The sequence below is a fragment of the Kitasatospora sp. NPDC032150 genome (assembly GCF_055579945.1).
Genome location: NZ_JBVIMH010000030.1, coordinates 46,032 through 64,791, shown reverse-complemented (window position 1 = coordinate 64,791; position 18,760 = coordinate 46,032). Strand labels below are relative to the sequence as shown.

At 73.3% G+C, this 18,760-nt stretch carries 17 protein-coding genes; 6 read left to right on the top strand and 11 right to left on the bottom strand.

Annotated elements, in window-relative coordinates; genetic code table 11:
* Nucleotides 1–174: 174 nt before the first annotated feature.
* Complete coding sequence (locus ACZ5ON_RS28010) at nucleotides 175–642, top strand: acyl-CoA thioesterase (RefSeq protein WP_465598446.1); 468 nt, start codon at nucleotides 175–177, stop codon at nucleotides 640–642.
* A gap of 139 nt (nucleotides 643–781) precedes the next feature.
* On the top strand, nucleotides 782–1,498 hold the full coding sequence (locus ACZ5ON_RS28005) for a DUF8010 domain-containing protein (protein WP_465598443.1): 717 nt from the start codon (nucleotides 782–784) through the stop codon (nucleotides 1,496–1,498).
* Nucleotides 1,499–1,640: 142 nt separating this feature from the next.
* Here the strand turns inward: ACZ5ON_RS28005 and ACZ5ON_RS28000 are convergent, their stop codons facing one another.
* The 10 genes from ACZ5ON_RS28000 to ACZ5ON_RS27955 form a co-directional block, all read right to left on the bottom strand.
* Nucleotides 1,641–2,045 (bottom strand): globin, encoded by a 405-nt coding sequence (locus ACZ5ON_RS28000; protein WP_465598440.1) that lies wholly within the window; start codon nucleotides 2,043–2,045, stop codon nucleotides 1,641–1,643.
* A gap of 188 nt (nucleotides 2,046–2,233) precedes the next feature.
* The gene (locus ACZ5ON_RS27995; protein ID WP_465598437.1) at nucleotides 2,234–3,367 is read right to left on the bottom strand and encodes an ABC transporter permease; all 1,134 of its coding nucleotides are present in this window, start codon (nucleotides 3,365–3,367) and stop codon (nucleotides 2,234–2,236) included.
* On the bottom strand, nucleotides 3,364–4,281 hold the full coding sequence (locus tag ACZ5ON_RS27990; RefSeq protein ID WP_465598434.1) for an ABC transporter ATP-binding protein: 918 nt from the start codon (nucleotides 4,279–4,281) through the stop codon (nucleotides 3,364–3,366). The genes ACZ5ON_RS27995 and ACZ5ON_RS27990 overlap by 4 nt, the downstream gene beginning before the upstream one ends.
* Nucleotides 4,282–4,422: 141 nt before the next feature.
* Complete coding sequence (locus ACZ5ON_RS27985) at nucleotides 4,423–5,754, bottom strand: FHA domain-containing protein (protein ID WP_465598431.1); 1,332 nt, start codon at nucleotides 5,752–5,754, stop codon at nucleotides 4,423–4,425.
* Between the two features lie 46 nt (nucleotides 5,755–5,800).
* Complete coding sequence (locus ACZ5ON_RS27980; protein ID WP_465598428.1) at nucleotides 5,801–7,138, bottom strand: vWA domain-containing protein; 1,338 nt, start codon at nucleotides 7,136–7,138, stop codon at nucleotides 5,801–5,803.
* An 88-nt stretch (nucleotides 7,139–7,226) separates the two neighbouring features.
* Entirely contained in the window at nucleotides 7,227–8,363 is a 1,137-nt protein-coding gene (locus tag ACZ5ON_RS27975; RefSeq protein ID WP_465598424.1) for a PP2C family protein-serine/threonine phosphatase, read from the bottom strand.
* A gap of 5 nt (nucleotides 8,364–8,368) precedes the next feature.
* Nucleotides 8,369–10,840, bottom strand: coding sequence for a serine/threonine-protein kinase (locus ACZ5ON_RS27970; protein ID WP_465598421.1), 2,472 nt, complete (start codon nucleotides 10,838–10,840; stop codon nucleotides 8,369–8,371).
* On the bottom strand, nucleotides 10,837–12,183 hold the full coding sequence (locus ACZ5ON_RS27965; protein WP_465598531.1) for a hypothetical protein: 1,347 nt from the start codon (nucleotides 12,181–12,183) through the stop codon (nucleotides 10,837–10,839). The genes ACZ5ON_RS27970 and ACZ5ON_RS27965 overlap by 4 nt, the downstream gene beginning before the upstream one ends.
* A gap of 84 nt (nucleotides 12,184–12,267) precedes the next feature.
* Nucleotides 12,268–13,224: a glutamate ABC transporter substrate-binding protein gene (locus tag ACZ5ON_RS27960; RefSeq protein WP_465598418.1), complete on the bottom strand. Its 957-nt coding sequence runs from the start codon at nucleotides 13,222–13,224 to the stop codon at nucleotides 12,268–12,270.
* Between the two features lie 11 nt (nucleotides 13,225–13,235).
* Nucleotides 13,236–14,543, bottom strand: coding sequence for a hypothetical protein (locus ACZ5ON_RS27955; RefSeq protein WP_465598415.1), 1,308 nt, complete (start codon nucleotides 14,541–14,543; stop codon nucleotides 13,236–13,238).
* Between the two features lie 406 nt (nucleotides 14,544–14,949).
* On the opposite strand from ACZ5ON_RS27955, the gene ACZ5ON_RS27950 reads away from it, so the two are divergent.
* From ACZ5ON_RS27950 to ACZ5ON_RS27935, 4 genes are all read left to right on the top strand, one after another.
* On the top strand, nucleotides 14,950–15,525 hold the full coding sequence (locus ACZ5ON_RS27950; RefSeq protein ID WP_465598412.1) for a nucleosidase: 576 nt from the start codon (nucleotides 14,950–14,952) through the stop codon (nucleotides 15,523–15,525).
* A 117-nt stretch (nucleotides 15,526–15,642) separates the two neighbouring features.
* Nucleotides 15,643–16,770, top strand: a complete 1,128-nt coding sequence (locus ACZ5ON_RS27945; protein WP_465598409.1) for a PP2C family protein-serine/threonine phosphatase — start codon at nucleotides 15,643–15,645, stop codon at nucleotides 16,768–16,770.
* 10 nt (nucleotides 16,771–16,780) lie between these two features.
* Nucleotides 16,781–17,332, top strand: coding sequence for a hypothetical protein (locus ACZ5ON_RS27940; RefSeq protein ID WP_465598406.1), 552 nt, complete (start codon nucleotides 16,781–16,783; stop codon nucleotides 17,330–17,332).
* A 28-nt stretch (nucleotides 17,333–17,360) separates the two neighbouring features.
* Nucleotides 17,361–18,140 carry a GNAT family N-acetyltransferase gene (locus ACZ5ON_RS27935; RefSeq protein ID WP_465598403.1) on the top strand — a complete coding sequence of 260 codons (780 nt, stop codon included), beginning with the start codon at nucleotides 17,361–17,363 and terminating at the stop codon, nucleotides 18,138–18,140.
* Nucleotides 18,141–18,145: 5 nt separating this feature from the next.
* Here the strand turns inward: ACZ5ON_RS27935 and ACZ5ON_RS27930 are convergent, their stop codons facing one another.
* Nucleotides 18,146–18,742: a cysteine hydrolase family protein gene (locus ACZ5ON_RS27930; protein WP_465598400.1), complete on the bottom strand. Its 597-nt coding sequence runs from the start codon at nucleotides 18,740–18,742 to the stop codon at nucleotides 18,146–18,148.
* Nucleotides 18,743–18,760 lie beyond the last annotated feature (18 nt).

The following is an 18,760-nucleotide window of genomic DNA, read 5'->3' as shown; positions in this document are numbered from 1 at the left end:
CCCCATAAGAAGTCTATATGGGGGCGACCCACACATCCTACGACAAACCAGAAACCACCCCTCCCGCGCGGGTCCACGACCCCCCCACCGGGACGCTGGCCGGCGGATAGCCGGCCAGTGGCCGGCCCGTCGGCGGACACCCGCCGACGGGTGTCCGGATTGAAGGAGAGACTCGTGGCACGCCACATCTACGCCTGCCCGTTGCGGTGGTCCGACATGGACGCCTTCGGGCACGTCAACAACGCGGTCTTCGTGCGCTACTTGGAGGAGGCCCGGATCGACTTCATGTTCACCCAGGCCACCGCCGCCGGGGCCGGGGAGTTCGCGGGCGGCTCCGTGGTGGCGCGGCACGAGATCGACTACAAGCGTCCGCTGGTCCACCGGCCCACGCCGGTCACCATCGAGACCTGGGTGACCGCGATCGGTGGTGCCTCGCTGACCGTCTCGTACCAGATCAAGGACATCAACGAGGACGGCACCGAGACGATCTACGTCGAGGCGTCCACCGTCGTCGTCCCGTACAACCTGGCGGAGGGGCGGCCGCGCCGGATCAGCCCGGTGGAGCGGAAGTTCCTCAGCGCCTTCATGGACGGCGCGGACGAGGTGGCCGCCGTCGCCGGCACCGTCGCTGCCGCCGTCTAGCGGGCGGCAGCCCGTACCGGTGCGGCGGTCGGCGGCTGCCGGTCGCTGACCACCGAACGCCGGTCGCCGGCGGTTGACCAGCGAACGCCGTGTACCGAGTCCCTTGAGAACAGTCCCCTGCACCGAGTGAGCTGATCCGTTGAACACGCCAGTCCGCCTGATACTCGCCGATGCGGGGGAGGCCGCCGACCTGGTCGCCTTCCTGGAGCGGTTGCTGCGCTTCGACCGGGCGGCCGCGGTGCGCCTGCAGGCCGTGCCGTCGGCCGGGCCCGGCAGCGGGACGGGGGTGCCGGGCGGCGGGGTGCTGGCGGTCTTCGGACGGCTGCCGCTGGGGAGTTCGGGCGCACTGGCGATCCGTACGGCGAGGCTGGCCGAGTTGGGCGGGCCGACCGATGTCACGGTCTCCGCGGGCCAGTTGCTGGAGTCCGTCGACGAGCAGACCGGCACCGTTCCGGTCCCCGCTGCCGTGACCGGGCCCGCCTGGGCCGGCCTGCTGCCGCCCCGCACCGGGTGGCAGCTGCTGGCCGAGCCGCCCGCGTTGCGGGTCTTCCCCGAACTGATGGCGGCGGTGAGTGAGTTCAAGACGCGCAGCGAGGCGGTGCCCGAGCACCACCGGACCCGTGCCGTACTGGACGGGCTGGCCGACGAGATCTGGTCCCGTCCGCTGACGGCCGCGCCCGAGGTGCCGCTGCGGGCGGTGCACGCCGCGTATGTGATGGGGTTCCTGCGCCCAGCCGTCCCGCTCACCGTGCACCGGGCCGGGGCCTGGCTGCGGCTGAGCGCTCCGGCCGGGTCGGTGGCGGTGCGCACTGCCGCGGCGCCGGGCTCCGGACTGGGCCTCAGCCCGCTGCACTGACGGATCCTGTTCCTCGACTGACTGGCCCTGTCGCCCGGGCCGGCCCGGGTGTTGGCGGGTGCCGTTGAGGTCGCCGTCGGCGTACCGACCCGTCCGGCTGCCGTCGGCATACCGGACCCGCCAGGTGCTGCCGGGGTTGCCGTCAGCCGGAAGTGTTGATCATCGACGCGGCGGCGTAGGTCAGGTAGTCCCACAGCTGGCGTTCGGCGTCGGCGGGGAGCCGCAGCTCGTCCACGGCCACCCGCATGTGCTTCAGCCAGGCGTCGTGGGCGGCCCGGTCCACCCGGAACGGCACGTGCCGCATCCGCAGTCGCGGGTGGCCGCGCTCGTTGCTGTAGGTGCGGGGGCCGCCCCAGTACTGCATCAGGAACAGGGCCAACCGCTCCTCGGCGGGGCCCAGGTCCTCCTCGGGGTACATCGGCCGCAGCAGTTCGTCCTCGGCGACGCCCTGGTAGAAGCGGTGCACCAGCCGTCGGAAGGTCGGCTCACCGCCGACGGCGTCGTAAAAGGTCTCCTCGCTGAGCGTGCCACGTGGGGTGTCATTCACCCGACCATGGTCGCAGACGGCCGCAGGGGCCGTACACCGGTCTTTCGGCGTACGACCCCTGCGGGGTGGCCCGGTGCGGCCGGGAGCGTGCGGCTACGCGCCGTCCCAGCAGCCACGCGCCGCCTCATTGGTCAAGCGCTGTCCCAGCGGCCACGCGTCGCCGCACTGGTCAAGCGCCGTCCCGACGACTACGCGTCGTCCCAGTTGAAGAAGCGGGACGCGATCAGGGACATCACGGCGGCGAAGGCGAGCAGGATGCCCATGGACGGGAGTACGTCCATCAGGCCGCCGCCCTTGCTCAGCACCGACTTGGCGGGCTCGATCATGTACCGCAGCGGCAGGGCGCGAGAGACGGTCTGCAGCCAGCCGGGCGCGACGTCCAGCGGGATGAACGCGCCGCCCAGGAAGGACATCGGCAGGACGATGATCTGGTTGATGCCGTTCGCCGCCTCCTCGGACTTGGCGATGGATCCGGTGACCAGACCGATCGACATGAACGCGATGGTGGCGCAGAGCACCAGCGGCACGATCAGCCACCAGTTGCCGGTCAGCTTCAGACCGAAGTACGGCGTGGTGGCGACCAGCAGGAAGAGCCCGGTCTGGGCCAGCGCCACCAGCACGCTGATGCCGACCCGGGCACCGACGATGGCCAGCGGCGAGACCGGGGTCAGCCGCAGCCGTCGCAGCACCCGCTTCTTGCGCCAGGTGACCAGGGTGAACGAGGACCCGTACACCGCACCCATGGCGATCGCGTAGGCGAGCAGGCCGGGGGTGAGGAACTGGATCGTCTTGATCGAGTCGTCCTCGACCTGGCTGGCCGCCAGTGTGTAGGCCGGGGCCTTCCCGGAGGCGGCCTGGTTGGCCGACTCGACGACCGAGCTCAGGATGGCCTGCACACTGCCGGCCTTGACCTGGTCGGAGGCGCTGAAGCGGAGGACGACCTGTCCGTTCGGCCCGGACTCCACCAGGCCGTCCAGCTGGCCCTTTCGCACCTTCTCCAGGGCGGAGGCCTCGTCCGAGTACTTGGTGATCTTGAGGGTCTTGTCCAGCTGCGCGTGCACCTCGCTCGGCACCTGGTCGAGCAGCTGCACCGCGCCGACCTGGGCGACCCTCACCTGAGGGGTGCTGGAGTTCTTGTAGAGGCTGCCGAAGAGCACCAGGAACAGCAGCGGGAGGACCAGCGTGAAGAACACGGTCCCGCGGTCCCGCAGGAAGCCGAGCAGCATCACCCTGGCGATCCCCGCGAAGGCGCTCACCCGTTCCTGCTCCGCCGGCTGCCCTCCGGTCGGTGTCTGCTGTGCCGTGGCCGAGGTCGTGCTCATGCCCGGTACTCCCGTCCGGTCAGCTGGAGGAAGACGTCCTCCAGAGTGGCTCCGCGTACTTCCAGGCCGCGCAGGGCGTTCTGCTCCGCGAGCACCGACAGCACCGGCGCCGGGGCGCGGGTGGAGACGGACAGCGAGACCCCGTTGTCCTCCAGGTTGGCGATCTCGGCGTCGGCCGCGCCGAACAGCTCGCGCGCCCGCGCGGCGGTGAGCTGACCGGACTCGACGCTCACCCGCACGGTGTCGTCGATCTCGCGGACCAGCGCAGCCGGGGCGCCGGTCTTCAGCACCTTGCCGTGGTCCATCACCGAGACCCGGTCGCAGAGCACCTCGGCCTCGTCCAGGTAGTGGGTGGTCAGGACGACCGTACGGCCCTCGGCGTTGATGTCCCGGAGCAGGTCCCAGAGGTTGCGGCGGGCCTGCGGGTCGAGGCCGGTGGTGGGCTCGTCCAGGAAGACCAGCTCCGGGTCGTGCGCCAACGCGCAGGCGATGGACAGGCGTTGGGCCTGGCCGCCGGACATCTTGTCGGTGAGGACGGAGGCGGAGTCGGTCAGTCCCACCCGCTCCAACATCGCGTCGGCCCGCTTGGGGCCCACCCCGTAGAAGGACGCGAAGGTTCGGATGGTCTCACGGGCGGTCAGTTTGTTGAAGAAGGCCGAGGCCTGGAACTGTACGCCGATGCGCGGCAGCAGTTTGCTGTTGCGCGGCCAGGGCGACAGCCCCAGCAACTCGATGCGGCCCTCGTCGGCCTCGCGGATACCCTCGAGGATTTCGAGGGTGGTGGTCTTCCCGGCCCCGTTCGGGCCGAGAATCCCGTAGAACTCGCCAGTCTCGACGGTGAGTGACACCCCGTCGACAGCCTGGACATCCCCGTACCGCTTCCGGATCCCGTCAGCGGATATAGCTGCAGTCATGTCCTGAACCCTAGAGGGCGAAGGGATTTCCGCGCAGGTCAGAGCAGCGTGCTTGGTGAAATCGTGACCGGGTGGGGCCCGTTGGAGGCGGGCCCCACCCGGCAGGGCGTCGATCTGACGCCCAGTCGAGGCGATGCCACGTCAGGAGCGGTGCAGGGTGATGGTGGTCCAGGCGCCGACGTGGATGCGGTCGCCGTCCGTCAGTGGGATCGCGGTGTGCGGCGGCACCGGGTCGGGGCCGCCGTTGACCGTGGTGCCATTGGTGGAGTCCTGGTCCACCAGCACCCAGCTGCCGTCGTTCTGTTCAGCCAGCAGGGCGTGCTGGTGCGAGGCACCCGGATCCTCCGGCGCCACCGACAGGTCGATCTCCGGGACGGTGCCCCGGTGCTGGCTGCGGCGCCCGATCCGCAGCTGGCCGCGGCCGGTCAGCGGGATCCGGCGCTCGGGGCAGTACGGCGGGAAGAACAGTCCGGCGGCCTCGGGGCCGCTGCGCGCCATCATGTCGGTGAAGTAGTCGCGGTCGGCGCTGACCACCGCTATCCAGGTGGCACGTGCGGGCGGCTGCTGCTGCGGCGCGGAGGGTGCGTTCGCGGGCGGCGCGAGGCGGAACGACGTCCCGAACTCGTCGCCCGGAGCCGTCGGCCCGGGCTGCGCGTAGACCGGGCCGGTCCGCTCGAAGCCGTCCGGATCCGGGAACGCCGAGGCCTGCTCGTACGTCTGCCCGCCCTCGTACGGCGCGGCCTTGGCGAACGGATCCGCCTTCGCGAACGGGTCCGCCTTGGCGAACGGATCCGGCTTCGCGAACGGCTCCCGCGGGTACGGGGCGGCGTTCTCGTACGGCGCGGCCTGCGGCTGGGCGTACGGATCGCGCCGCGCGTACGGGTCGCCGCCCTCGAACGGTGCCGGGCCGGGCGCGGGGAACGGCGGGGGCTCCGGTGCCGGCGCGGGCGGCGGGGTCGGCGGTTGGTACGGGCTGGGGGCGGGGCCCGGCGGCGGGGTCGGCGGCTGGTACGGCGCGGGCGCGGGGGGCGGGTAGCCGTAACCGCCGCCCTGGGCCGGGCCGGCCGGGCCGGCCTGGGGAGCCGGGGGCTGCTGGTGGCTCGAGGGGGCGGAGAGGTCGTAGTCGTACCCGCACTCCTCGCAGTACCGCCCGGTCTGCGGGGTGCGGCAGATCGGGCAGGTGACCAGCGGTGCCGTCGGCTCGTGCGGGGCGGCGAAGGGCGGCGGTGCCATCGGCGGCCGCGGGGGAGCCGGCGGGACGGGCCCGCCGGCCGGCGCGCCCATGGGGCGGCCACCGGGCGGGGCCCCGTGCGGAGCGCCCGAACCGGGCATGCCGGATGACCCGGGCGCGCCCGGACCGCCGAACGGGGCCGAGCCCGGGACGGCCACGCCCGGCGGCGGGGTCATCGGGAAGCCGCAGAAGTCGCACCAGTCCTCGGCCTGCGACTCATGGCCCCTCGGGCAGATCGGCATCAGTTCCCCCACATTCCGGCAGGTCCGCCACGCTCGGCTGAACCGGTCATTTCTTCACCCGTACCGTCTTGGTCGACCGGGTCTCAAGAGTCATCGAGTCGGCCTCGCTCACGTTCTTACGGAACCGAACCGTACCCTCCTTCGCGTCCACTACGTCGACCACCTTCTGCAACAGCTTGAACGTGCCCTCGTTGCCGGTCTCGTGGGCGAGCCGCACGGCGATGCCCAACTTGGCGGTGGCACGGTCCACGTCCCCCGCCCGGTGCGCGGCCATGCCTTCCTGGACGGCCGCGGAGAGCTCGGCCTGGCCGGTGTAGTGGGCCACCTGCGGGCTGATCCGGGTGGAGGAGACCAGGTCATCGGTCCAGATCGCCCGGACCAGGCCCTGGGAGAGCACCTCGGAGCCGCCGTCGGGTCGAGGGAGGACCAGGCTGATCCGGGCGGCGAGCATCTCGTTGCCGACCGGGGCGTTCGGGACCTCGACGCAGACGTGGTAGTCGCGGCTCTCGTCGCCCCAGGAACCGGTGGGGTAGTCGCCGGCGCGCGGCCCGGCCTCCGCCCGGCGCCCGGTCAGGTCCTCGACCGTCGGGGCGACCTGCTTGACGTACTTGACCACCGCGTTGGCCGGGGTCCACAACCGCAGTGCCACGTCGGCGACCTGCTTGCCCATGGTCTTCTCCATCATGCTGCGGAAGTCCTCGGCCAGGCCGGAGGGCTCCGCGACGATGTCCACCGTGCCGAGCAGGGCGGAGGAGATCCGGCGCAGCTCGTCGATCTCCCAGTCGGTGCCGACGCCGCGGCAGTCCACCGTGAACCTGCCGGTGACCTCGTCCAGGACGCGCTGCAGTTCGCGGGGCTTCTCGTGCTCGTTGCGGCCGTCGGTGAGCAGGATGCCGTGCCGGATGGCGATGTCGGGCCGGGTCTCGAAGAGCCGGTCCGCCAGCGACAGCCAGGTCCCGATCGCGGTGCCGCCGGCCGGGTCGAGCTTGCGCAGGGCCTGCTTGGCCTGCTCGCGGGTGGCCTGGCCGGCGACGGCCAGCCGCCCCTCGCCCGGGTAGACCTCGACGGCCTCGTGGGTGCCCTTGACCACGGCGAAGGCGACGCCGTCCCGCAGGGCGTCGATCGCCACGGCGGTGGCCTCGCGGGCGTTGCGCATCTTCGTGGGCGGGTAGTCCATCGAACCCGAGCAGTCGACCATGATCACCACCGCCGAGTCCGCGCCGCGCGCGCCGTCGGCGGACGGCAGCCCGGCCGCGGTGCCGGTGGCGGTGCCGGTTGCGGTGACGGTGACGATCGCGTTCACCTCGCGAGCACCGTCGGCCAGGTACTCGTTCTGGAAGATGTCGACGCTGAAACCCGGGTGCGAGTTGGACTGAGTGGCCATCGCTGCTCCTGTCGAACGTTGAGTGAAGTAGAGCGGTGAGTGAGCCGGGGGAGATGGTGGTGCGGGTACGGATCGGCCTGATGGGGCGTCAGGGCCTGGTGGTGGCCGCCGGGGAGGGCTGGTCCGGCAGGGTCCGGAAGGGCTGGAAGTCCACCAGCGTGGGAGCGGGCTCGATGGCGGGCGGGTCGATCGGGAGGACGGCGACGGTGATGTTGTCGTGTCCGCCGGCGGCGACCGCGAACCTCACCAGCGCCTGCGCGGCTGCCAGCGGTTCGGTGCGGGCGTCGGCGCGGACGAAGGAGGCCAGGTCGGTGGCGGCCTCGGCGTAGTTCCACAGGCCGTCGGTGCAGATCAGCAGCACGCCGGGGACGTGCGGGGTGAAGCCGACGGTGTGCGGTTCGAGCTCCTCCGCGTCCGCGCCGAGCCAGCCGGTGATGGCGTGCGCGCGCGGGTCGGCGTACGCCTCGGCCTCGCTCATCAGGCCGGCGGCGACCATCCTGGCGGCCCAGGAGTCGTCCTCGGTGAGCCGGAACGGGACGGCGGCGACCCGGTCGTCCGGGATCCAGTACGCCCGGGTGTCGCCGACCCAGCCGATGGTGACCCGTCCGCCGGCCGCGATCGCGCTGACGTAGGTGCAGGCCGGCGCGTTGAGGCTGCCACCCGGCGTGAGCGTTCCGTCCTGCGCCAGCTCGGAGACGGCGCGCGCGGCCGTCTCGATGGCGGCGCACATCGCGGCCTCGGGCTCCTCGCCGTGCTCCAGGGCGGTCAGAAGGGACTCGGAGGCGGCGTCGACGGCGGTCTTCGACGCCTCGTCGGGCCGGGCGGAGGAGGAGACGCCGTCGCAGACCACCGCGACCACGGCCGGCTCGCCGCCGGGCAGTGAGGTGGCGGCCACGGTGAACGCGTCCTCGTTGCGGTGGTGGCGCAGACCGCGGTCGGTGACGCCGGCGACGCCGGTGATCGAGCGCTCCTGGTGGTCGCGCGGCCGGGGCTGCACGCCGCCGCAGGACTCGCAGTACCCGTCGCGGGCGACCTCGGCGGCACCGCAGTGCACACAGGCCGACGGCGCGCCGGCCGCGGGGCCCGAGCCGGCTTCGGGGTCGGCGGGGGGCTCCGGGGCGGCGGGGGGCTCCGGTTCGTTCAGGTTCCGGCCGCAGGCGCCGCAGAAGACGTCCTCCACCTCCAACGGTTCGGCACAGCTCGGGCACACGGTCTGCTGCGGCATCGCACTCACACCCACGTTCGGGGACGGGCCCGGTTCGCCCGTTCCACCATCTCGATCCTGGTCTCGGTCCGGTCGGACAACCGGGCCAGCACTCGGTAGGAGTGTTCCAGAGCGAAGCGCAGTTCCCGTTCACCGGCCGGATGTCCGAGCACCCGAACGGCGGCGTCCGGGCCCGCTCCCGGCCGCCCGGCCAGCACCCAGGCCAACGCGCTGTCGAGCACCTCGACCGCCAGTTCCTCGCTCCGCCGGTCGTCCAGGGTGAGTCCGGCCAGCTGCTCGGAGCAGCGGACCAGGTCGGGGCCGAGCGGATCACCCGCGGCCCGGCCGCGCAGTCGGGCCCGGACGGCGCCGATCCGGGCGGCGGTGTAGTGCGTCGACACCTCCGGCACCGCCTCCAGTGCCCGCACCGCGCCCGGCCGGTCGCCGGCGGCCAGCCGGACCCGGGCCAGGCCGAAGGCGGCACTGACGTAGGCCGGGTCGGTGCTGCCGACCAGCCGGTAGAACTCGGCCGCGTCCTCGCCCGAGCCGGCCAGTTCGGCGCAGAGGGCCAGAGCCAGCTTGGGCGCGGCCTCGCCTGGGAACGCGTCGTAGACGGCGTCGAAGGCCTCGGCCGCCTCGGCGGTCCGGGCGGGCCGAGGGGCAGGGTCCGGTGCGGGGATCACCAGCGCCGCCAGCCCCCGGTACCAGACCACCCGCCAGTCGTCCGGGTACTCCTGCGCCAGGGCGTGCAGTGCGGCGTCCACCGCGGCGCCGTCCCGCAGCTCCAGGTGGGCGCGCAGTTCGCGCAGCCGCAGCTCGACCGAGGGGACCGGTGCGGCGGCCAGGGCGGCCAGCGCCTCGGCGGGCGAGCCGGCGACCAGGGTGGCGAGGAATCCGGCACCCGGGTCACCTGGGTCGACCCGGGGTACCGGCAGGGCCAGCGCGGCGGCTGCACCGTCCAGCGGCCCGGTGGCCAACTCGGTGTCCACCACCCGTAGTTCGGGGCCGAAAAGGGTGGAGGCGGCGGGTCTGGCCCGCCCGTCCTGAAGGCTCAGCACCTCGCGCAGCACGCCGGTCAGCTGGTCGGCCATCTCCTCGGCGGAGGCGAACCGGCGGGCCGGGTCCGGATCGGTGGCTCGGACCAGGAAGCGGTAGTACGACTCGTACCGGTCGAAGACCGGGACCTGCTCGGGGTCGGGCAGGTCGTAGCGGTAGGCGGTCGAGTAGCCCTGGAAGTCGAAGGTGAGCACGGCCAGGGTGCGCGCCACGGTGTAGAGGTCGGAGGCGGGGGAGGGGCCGTGGGTGGCGATCTCCGGGGCCTGGTAGCCGACCGTGCCGTAGATCGGGCCCTCGTCGTCGAAGCGGCGGACGGCGCCCATGTCGATGATCTTGAGCGAGTCCTCGGCCTGGATCACGTTGTCGATCTTGAAGTCGCAGTAGACCAGCCCCCGGCTGTGCAGATGGCCCAGCGCGGGCAGCGCCTCCAGCGCGTACGCGATGGCCTGCTCCACCGGCAGCGGATCGCGGCGGCCGTCGGGGGTGCGGCGCTCGTTGGCGATGTCCTTGAGCGACTTGCCGCCCACGTACTCCATCACGATGTAGCCGTCGGTGGAGCCGGTGCGCAGATCGGGGTGCTCGACGAAGTTGATGATGCGGACGATGTTCGGGTGATCCACCTCGGCCAGGAAGCGGCGTTCCGCTATCGCCACCGCCAGGGCGTCCTCGTCGCCGGTGTCCAGCAGGCCCTTGAGCACCACCCATCGGTCGCTGACCCGCCGGTCCACCGCCAGGTAGATCCAGCCGAGACCGCCGTGGGCCAGGCAGCCGAGCACCTCGTACTGGCCGCCGACCAGGTCGCCGCGGACCAGCTTGGGCGTGAACGAGTACGGCGTGCCGCACTTGGTGCAGAAGCCCTCGGGCCGGCCGGGCCGGCCGTTCTTCTCCCGGCCCACCGGGGTGTCGCACTTGCTGCAGAACCGCTTGTGCTCGGGCACCTGCGGGTCCGTCAGCACGGCCGCCGCCGGGTCGGGCCGGGGCACCGGAGGCACCGTCACCAGGCCGGCGCCCAGGTTGCCGCGCCGTGCCGTGCCTTTGCTGCCGCCCTTGCTGCTGCGCACCGAGAGCGAACGGCCGCTGCCGGTACGGGTGGAGCGGTGCGAACGGGAACGGCCCGACATGGTCCGCGCCGAGCGGCTGGAGTCCGGGGAGGCGGTGCGGGCCGACGGCAGGTACGGCTGGGTCGGGGTGCCCGTCTCCAGCGGGGCCAGGCCGCACTCGTCGCAGTAGCCGTCCGCGTCCACCGTCCCGGTGCACTCGCCCCTGGCGCACCCGTCACCCGGGCCCGGCCGCCGGGCCGGAGCGGCCCCAGCGCCGGTGGAGGCGGCCGCGGCGGCACTCGCCGCGGGGGCGAGCCCGCACTCGTCGCAGTAGCCGTCCGCGTCGATCGTTCCGGAGCCGGAGCACTCCGGCCGTACACATGCCTCGCCCATGGATCTCATGTCCCCCGTTCGTCCTGGTACCCGATCGCCGGTCGGTCAACCGGCCCGCCCGCCTCGGGCCGCGGCGCCGGCGGTCGGGCGGGTCTTATCGACTGCTGGAAGCGGTTCACCGCCTCCGCCGCCGCCCGCAGGTCGCACGGCGCGCTCCACAGCAGCCAGCGGGCCTTCTCGAAGCGCTCGACCACCTCCGGGTCCTCGGCCAGGCCGAGCCGGGCGGCCATCGCCTTGTACGCCTCCAGTCGCCCGCGCAACTCGGCCCGGAGCGCGAGTGGTTGGGCGACCTCGGTGAGCGACTGCCGGGCCCGGGCGAGCTCCTTGGCGGCGGCGTCCTCCAGGGTGTCCAGCAGGGGTGCCAACCGGTGCCACTGGCCGGTCTGCTGCAACTCCACCGCCTGGACGATCCGTTCGCGCAGCGCCGAGGCGGGCCCCGGCACGGCCGGCACCTCGGTCGCGGCGATCTTCGCCAGCACCTCGCCGCGGGCCCGGCGGGCCTCGGCGAGCGTGGCGTCGGCGCGTTGCAGCAGATCGCCGACCTGCTGCAACCGCTCATGGGCCTCGTCCCGCAGCCGGAGCAGCCCCTCCAGCTCGACCCGGATGCCGTCCAGGCCGCGCCCGGCCCGGTCGAAGCGCTCGGTGTCGACCACACCCGCGGCCGGGGCGAACGGGCCGGCCCCGGTGGGGGTGTCGCCGGCACGCTGCGCAGGCACCCGGGCCGGACGCCAGAGCGCCAGCGGGTCGGCCAGCACCTCGGCCCGCAGTGTCGTCAACTCCTCGGCCAGACCGGCCAGATCGTCGCCGAGCGGGTGGCTGCCCGGGTGGACGCCGACCGAGACGGCGAGCATCTGCACCCGGCCCAGCTCGACCAGCAGCAGGTCTATCCGGGCGGGCAGCGCGGACCAGACCGCGTCGGCGGCGTTCACCACCTCGAGCACGGTGGCGTACCAGGCGTTCATCCGCTCCATGAGCCCGTCCAGGCTGATCCGCTCCACCAGCCGGGCCGGCCCGGGGCCCACCGTCTCCGGCAGTCGGCTGCCGGAGACGGTCACGGCCGGGCCGCCGAGCAGCTCGCTCAGCTCGGCCAGTTCGGCGCTGCCCGGACGGTTGCGGCGGGAGCGGACCGCCCGGGCGGAGGCCAGCGCCTCCGAGTAGCGGTCGAACAGCTCCCAGAGCAGCGTCAGGCCCTGCGCGGCGACGGACCAGCGCTCCTCGGTGCGCCCGCTCAGCGCGGCGCCCTCCAGCAGCCGGCGGCCCTGGTGGTCCTGCAGGGCCAGCAGCGCCGCCTCCACGGCATCGCGCTCGGCACCGAGCCGCGCCAGGGCGCGGTCCACCTCCTCCCGGTTCATCACCGGGCCAGCAGATCCTGCCAACGCTCCGTCCTTCCTTCGTCCGTACGTCCAGCTCCGATGGCCGCCACTATTCCGGACGGGTCACCTGAGGTACTCGGCCGGGTCGGCCCCCATGCTCCCGGCCAGCCAGTGGTCGTAGCTCGCCCGCCAGCCGCCGTCCGCCCGGTAGTCCACCAGCACCTGGTTCACCCGCGCCACCAGGTCGGTGTCCTCCTTCCGCATCGCGATGCCCATGTGGGCGAAGGCGATCTGCTCGCCGGCCTGCTCGACCGTCGGGTCCTGCGCGGCCTGGGCGGCCGCCAGCGCGGTGTCGGTGAGCGTGGCGTCCACCTGTCCCAGCTGCATCAGCAGCAGGCAGTCCAGCTGGTTCTCCACCACCCTGACGCCGGCCGTCCCGTAGGGGTTCCGGTTCCCTCCGGGACTGAGCACCGCCTGCGAGGACGACTGGTCGGCCACGCAGGCGCGGCTGCCCCTGAGCCCCTGCGCCAGGCTGGTGACCTTGGCCGACTTCGGTACCACCAGTCGCTGGCCGGAGGCGAAGTACGGGGCGGAGAAGGCGATCTCCTGCCACCGCTCACAGGTGATCGTCATCGTACGGGCGATGAGATCGACCTGGCCGTTCTTGACGGCTTCCATACGTTTGGCCGTCGGCACGGTCCGGTAGGTCACCCTGTCCGGATCGCCGAGCAGCGCTTTGGCCACCGCCCGCGCCAGGTCGATGTCGAAGCCCTCGATCCGGCCGGTCTGCGGGTTGCGGTAGCCCCAGTGGTAGCTGTTCTGGTCCACCCCGACGATCAGGGTGCCGCGCTGCTTGATCTGCTGGACCTTGGGCCCGCTCTCGCTGCGGCTCGGCGCCGGCGTACGGTCCTCGCAGCCGCCCGCCGAGGCCGGGGCGGCCTGCGGCGCGACGGCCCCGGGCCGCTGCGCCGCCGTGCGGACGAGCGCCCCCGGACCGCCCGCGCCGCCCGCACCGAGCAGCCAGGCCGCCAGTGCGGCGACGCCGCCCAGCCGCGCGGTACGTGCCACTGCGCTACGCATCGTCAGCCCCCTCACCGGTACTCGGCCAGCCGGCGGCCGAGGCCGCGGAGCACCCCGGCCGCCGCCAGCACGGCCAGGACCGCGGACCCCGCCGCCACCGCGTCCAGCACCCCGTCGGTGCCCCTGGCCGAGCGGGTGAACGCCGCCTGCTCCGCCGTCGCCGCCCGGGCCAACTGCTGGTCCAGGGCGGTGAAGGCGCTCTCCGCGGAGGCATCGGTGCCGCCGACCGTGGCGTGCAGTGCGGCGTCGTAGTCGCCCTGTTCGTTGCTCCTGGCGGCGGCCTCGTGCCGGTCGTCCCAGGCGGCGAAGAGCGTCTGGGCCTCTGCCAGGGCCGCGGCCGCCTCGTCGGGCGCGCCCGAGCGGGCCCGGGCTAGGGTGCCGCCACTTCGCCCGCCGCCGTTCGCGCCGTCCGCGGCGGGCGGGCCGGCCAGCGAGGCGGTCAGCGCGGACCACTGCCTGGTGTAGGTGTCGGAGGCGCCCCGGGCGACCAGGTCCAGGTTCTCCGCCGTGTGCGACTGGAGGGCCTCGATCCTGGCCTGGTCGAGCGTGCGCAGCGGGACGGCGCCGTTCGCCCGGCTGTCCGCCAGGGCGGACCCGGCGGACAGGCTGCCCGCCGTCAGCCAGACCAGTGCGGCCAGCACGGCGGCACTCGCGCCGAGCAGGCCCGGGGTGAACACCCGGTTGGTCCGGCGCAGCAGCAGCACCTGGCAGCGGACCAGTGCCGCGAGCGTCAGCAGTCCGAGCGCCAGGGCCGCCCACGGGAACGAGCCGGCGGCACCGTAGTCGCCGTCCAGTCGCCCGGCCTCCACCGCCGCGAGGTGCTGGGCGGCGGGCAGCATGATGTCCTGCATCCGGCCGGACGCGTAGCGCAGATACGCTCCGCCGAGCGGCAGGCCCTGCCGGTCGTCCGCCCCGGCGGTCTCCACCAGGCCCGCGTACTGCGGGAGTTGCCGGTTCAGGGTGGCGACCCACCGCTGGGCCTCGGAGGAGGAGCCGGCCCGGGCGGCGGCCTCGGCGAGCAGCCGGGCGGCGGTGTCCAGGTCGGCGTGGTAGCGGTCGCGGACGGCCTGCGGCGCGTCGCCCGCGAGCAGGAAGGCGGACGCGGCGGTGGCGTCGGCGTCGGCGAGCGAGCGGTAGATCTCGGCGGCGTTCTGGCTCAGCGGCTGACTGTGCGACACCACCTGGTCGGCCGCGCGGGCCCGGGTGGCGGCCTGCCAGGCCGTCAGCGCGCCGAAGGCCAGCACCAGGGCGGTCAACAGGACTGCGGCGGTACGCAGTCGGGCGGGTGCGGTCCGGGTGGCGCGGCGCGGCCACGCCATGGCGCGCCGGACCACGCGCGGAACGGGGACCGCCGCCGGTCCGGGTACTGGAGCCGCCGCCGGCCCGGGTGCTGCTCTCGCGGTCTGCGCCGGTGCTGCCACCTGCCCCACCCTCCCCCCGAGGGCGGCCCCGCCTCACCGGAGCCCCCCATTGCCAAGCAGTATGGCCACAGCCCCGGGCGGCCACACGCGAGTTGTGCGCCTCTTGAGCTTCGCCCGTTCCCAACTCCCGTGCCCCGTTCGGCCGGAGCCCGCGGTGGTGCCCGGCGGTCGGCGACGTGGATGCACCCTAAGCGGTGACCGGGCACGGCGGGTACGGCCGTGCGGAACCGGTCCCGGACCGGGACGGCCCTGGTGCCTGACCGGCACCTGCCGGGGCGTGGAGGCGGCGCCTACCATGGACCGCATGCGTCTGCTTGGAACGATCACTCCCGACCGTCCGCTGCTCGTCGTCGCCGTCCAGGAGGAGGCCGTCCACCTCGACGACAGCTTCCCCGTGCTGCTCACCGGTATGGGGAAGGTCAACGCGGCCGCTTCGCTGGCCACCGTGCTGGCCCGCGGCGAGGTCCCGTCCGAGATCGTCAACCTGGGTACCGCCGGTGCGCTGCGGCCCGGCTGGTTCGGCACCCACCAGGTGGCGCAGGTGATCCAGCACGACATCGACACCCCGGCGCTCTACGCGCTCAGCGGCCGGCTCTACGGCGCGCCGATCACGGTGAGTGGGACCCCCGGGCCGGTGCTGGCCACCGGTGACCTGTTCGTCTCCGACCCCGAGGCCCGCGACCGGCTGGCCGAGCGCGCCGACCTGGTCGACATGGAGGGCTACGCGCTCGCCACCGTCGCCCAGCGCGCGGGGGTGCCGATCCGCCTGATCAAGCACGTCAGCGACGAGGCCGACGAGGGGGCCGCCCGCAGCTGGCGGGAGTCGGTGGACGGCTGCGCCAAGGTCCTGGCGGAGTGGGTGCGCACCGAGCTCCGGTGAGCGCACGGCGCGGGTGGGCGCTGAATGGCGAGTGCGCGCGGGCGCTGCCGCGCGCACAACCCGAGTGCACGCCGTGTCCACCCGGGGCGCGAGGGTGCCTGGGTGTAACTATGGCCCATGTCCTTCCGGCTGTGGTCGCATCTCCGCCGGTCGCTGCTGCTGATCCCCTTCGGGCTGATCGTGGTGGTCTGTGTCGTGGACATCCTGGCCCCGCCCGACGTCCATCTGGGGCCGCTGCTGGTGGCGGCCCCGGCGATCACGGCGTCGTTCGCCCGGGCCCGGGGGACGGCGCTGGTCGCTGTGCTCGCGGTGCTCGGCCAGATCGTGATCGGTCTCCGGCGGGGCGTGATCGGCACCGAGAACGTCCAGGTGCAGATCGCCGCTCTGGTGGTCGTCTCCGCGCTGGTGGTGGTCTTCACCCTGGTACGGGAGCGGCACTCGCGTGAGCTGACGAAGGTGCGGTCGGTGGCGGCGGCGGCCCAGAAGGTGCTGCTGCAGCCGCTGCCGGGCCGGGCGGGCCCGCTCCAGATCGCCTCGCTGTACCTCCCCGCCGAGGCCGAGGCGCAGATGGGCGGTGATCTGTACGCCGCGGCCCGCAGGACGGGTGGTACCCGGATGATCATCGGTGACGTCCGCGGCAAGGGCCTCGCCGCCATCAACCTGGCGTCGCTGGTCCTCGGCGCGTTCCGCGCCGCCGCCCACCGGCAGGCCACCCTGACCAATCTGGGGATCCATCTCGACGGTGCCGTCCACTGGGATGCCGTCCAGTGGCGGCAGTGCGGCTCCGACCGCGAAACGCCCGAGCACGGCGAGTCGTTCGTGACCGCCATGGTGCTCGACATCCCCGACGACGAACCACTGGTCCACCTGGTCGACTGCGGCCATCCGCCGGCCCTGCTGGTGCGGGACGGCCGCACGAGCGAGCTGACGGCGCCGTCCTCGCTGCCGCTGGGACTGGGCATCGCCCTCGGCCTCGCCGAGTTCGAACCGGTGACCTTCGGATTCGGTCCGGGTGACCTGCTCCTGCTGTACACGGACGGTGTGATCGAGGCGCGCGACGACGCGGGTGCCTTCTACCCGATCGCCGAGCGGGCGGCGGCGTGGTCGGGCGACGATCCGGAGGACCTGCTGCGGTACCTGAGGGACGGTCTGCTCGCGCACGTCCGGGGAAGGCTGGGCGACGACGCCGCCATGGTCGCCATCCGCCGGACGGCCGCTCCGCCTGCCGAGGGCGCCGTCTCCTAGAGTGCGGCGCATGGGATTTCTCGAGCTGATCCGGGACAACGACGACGTCGCCGACTTCCTCTGCTGGCCGGGCGAGTTCGACATCGCCTACTACGACCACGTGGAGGAGGTCCGGCTGGCCTCCGGCGAAGCGCTGGAGGGCATCGCGAAGGACGGCGCGGGCGGCACGTACTTCTTCTGCGGCGAGGGCGGCGAGGAACGCCCGGTCCTCTACGCCGACTCCGAGGGCGGAGCCACGCTGCTCGCCGCCGGCCTCCCCGAGCTGCTCCGGCTGCTGATCGGCGCGCCGCACTGGCAGAGCTGTCTGGACGAGAGCCTGGAGCGGACCCTCGCCTCGGACGAGGAGGCGCTGGAGGAACTGCTTGAGTACCACCCCGACTTCCACGCCGACCAGACCGCCACGGCGGCGGCGCTCGGCCTGCCGGTACTGGACCGGACCGAGCTGCTGACCAGGCTGCACGAGGTCGCCACCGGCCCGGGGCGGCGGTACGTACTGCTCAACGCCGAGGAGGGCACGGCCTACCGCTTCCTCTGGGCGCGGCGGGAAAACGACTTGCCGTGACCACCGGCCGGTGCTGGAGTACCGGGTGATGGACAGTGAGGCATTGCTGGCGCTCTTCGACCAGCAGATGAGGCGAGACGCGGTACCCGACGGCCCCGGGGTCGTGGTCGAACGGGTGGACGGCGTGGTGCGGCAGACCGGCGCGCAACACGCGTGGAACGGTGTGCTCTGGTCCGGGCTGGACGAGGACACCGCCGACGCGGCGATCGCGTCGCAGCTGCGGCACTTCGGCGCGCTGGGCGTGGAGTTCGAGTGGAAGCTCTACTCGCACGACCGGCCCGCCGACCTCGGTGACCGGCTGCGGGCGGCCGGGTTCGTGCCGGACCCCGCGGAGGCGCTGCTGGTGGCCCCGGTCGCGGCGCTGTCCACCGAGGCCGAACCGCCGGACGGCGTAAGCCTGGTGCCGGTGACCGGTGCGGCCGGGATCGACCTGGTGAAGGACGTGCACGAGCGGGTCTTCGGCACGGACGGGTCCCGGCTGCGGCAGCGGCTGCTCGACCAGCTGACCGAGGACCCGGAGTCGCTCATCGTGGTCCTGGCCATGGCGGGCGAGCAGCCGGTGTGCGCGGCGCGCCTGGAGTTCAACCAGGGCACCGAGTTCGCCGGGCTGTGGGGCGGCGGCACCCTCGCCGAGTGGCGCGGCCGGGGCATCTACCGGGCCATGGTCGCCCACCGCGCCCGCCTCGCCGCCGAGCGCGGCTACCGCTACCTCCAGGTCGACGCCTCCGACCAGAGCCGCCCGATCCTGAAACGGCTGGGCTTCGTCGAGCTGGGCACCACCACTCCGTACCTCCACCGCCCCCGGTAGGACCGCTACTCGGGCGCGCCCGCCGCCAGCACGTCCTTGGTGGTGACCACCTTGGCGAACCGCATGCTGTGCAGCGTCGCGGCGGTGGCGCGGGCGAGGTCGGCGGCGGGGATCTTCCCGCCGTCCGGGCCCGCCATGTCGAAGGTGTGCATGGCGTCGATCGGGAAGACCACGTCGTAGCCGAGGTTTCCGCCCATCCGGGCGGTGGTCTCGTTGCAGACGTTGGTCATGATGCCGACCGTCACCAACTGGGTGGCATCGCGCTGTTGGAGCCACTCGTGCAGGTCGGGGGTGCCGTAGAAGGCGCTGTTCACGGTCTTGGTGATGTGCAGGTCCCGGCTCGCCGCGGCCACGAAGGGCTTGAGCTCGTACCCCGGGGTGCCGCGGTCCAGGGTGCCGCCCGTCGTCTCGTGCTGCACCACCACGACCGGGCGGCCGGTGGAGTGCCAGAGGTCCAGCAGCTCGGCGATCCGCTGCTCGGCCTCGGGATTGTCCCGGGCACCGAGGACGGGATCCTCGAAACCCTGCTGGACGTCGATCACGATCAGCACGGCGTCGTCGGTGAGGCGGAGCGGGGCGCCGAAAGGAGCGGTGTTCGTCATGGCTTCAGCATGCGACCC

Coding starts and splice junctions, on each gene's coding strand:
- ACZ5ON_RS27995 (WP_465598437.1), bottom strand. CDS start 3,367: ATGAGCACGACCTCGGCCACGGCACAGCAGACACCGACCGGAGGGCAG.
- ACZ5ON_RS27940 (WP_465598406.1), top strand. CDS start 16,781: ATGGGATTTCTCGAGCTGATCCGGGACAACGACGACGTCGCCGACTTC.
- ACZ5ON_RS27955 (WP_465598415.1), bottom strand. CDS start 14,543: ATGGCGTGGCCGCGCCGCGCCACCCGGACCGCACCCGCCCGACTGCGT.
- ACZ5ON_RS27975 (WP_465598424.1), bottom strand. CDS start 8,363: ATGCCGCAGCAGACCGTGTGCCCGAGCTGTGCCGAACCGTTGGAGGTG.
- ACZ5ON_RS27935 (WP_465598403.1), top strand. CDS start 17,361: ATGGACAGTGAGGCATTGCTGGCGCTCTTCGACCAGCAGATGAGGCGA.
- ACZ5ON_RS27930 (WP_465598400.1), bottom strand. CDS start 18,742: ATGACGAACACCGCTCCTTTCGGCGCCCCGCTCCGCCTCACCGACGAC.
- ACZ5ON_RS27970 (WP_465598421.1), bottom strand. CDS start 10,840: ATGAGATCCATGGGCGAGGCATGTGTACGGCCGGAGTGCTCCGGCTCC.
- ACZ5ON_RS27985 (WP_465598431.1), bottom strand. CDS start 5,754: ATGCCGATCTGCCCGAGGGGCCATGAGTCGCAGGCCGAGGACTGGTGC.
- ACZ5ON_RS27965 (WP_465598531.1), bottom strand. CDS start 12,183: ATGAACCGGGAGGAGGTGGACCGCGCCCTGGCGCGGCTCGGTGCCGAG.
- ACZ5ON_RS27945 (WP_465598409.1), top strand. CDS start 15,643: ATGTCCTTCCGGCTGTGGTCGCATCTCCGCCGGTCGCTGCTGCTGATC.
- ACZ5ON_RS27950 (WP_465598412.1), top strand. CDS start 14,950: ATGCGTCTGCTTGGAACGATCACTCCCGACCGTCCGCTGCTCGTCGTC.
- ACZ5ON_RS27960 (WP_465598418.1), bottom strand. CDS start 13,224: ATGCGTAGCGCAGTGGCACGTACCGCGCGGCTGGGCGGCGTCGCCGCA.
- ACZ5ON_RS27980 (WP_465598428.1), bottom strand. CDS start 7,138: ATGGCCACTCAGTCCAACTCGCACCCGGGTTTCAGCGTCGACATCTTC.
- ACZ5ON_RS27990 (WP_465598434.1), bottom strand. CDS start 4,281: ATGACTGCAGCTATATCCGCTGACGGGATCCGGAAGCGGTACGGGGAT.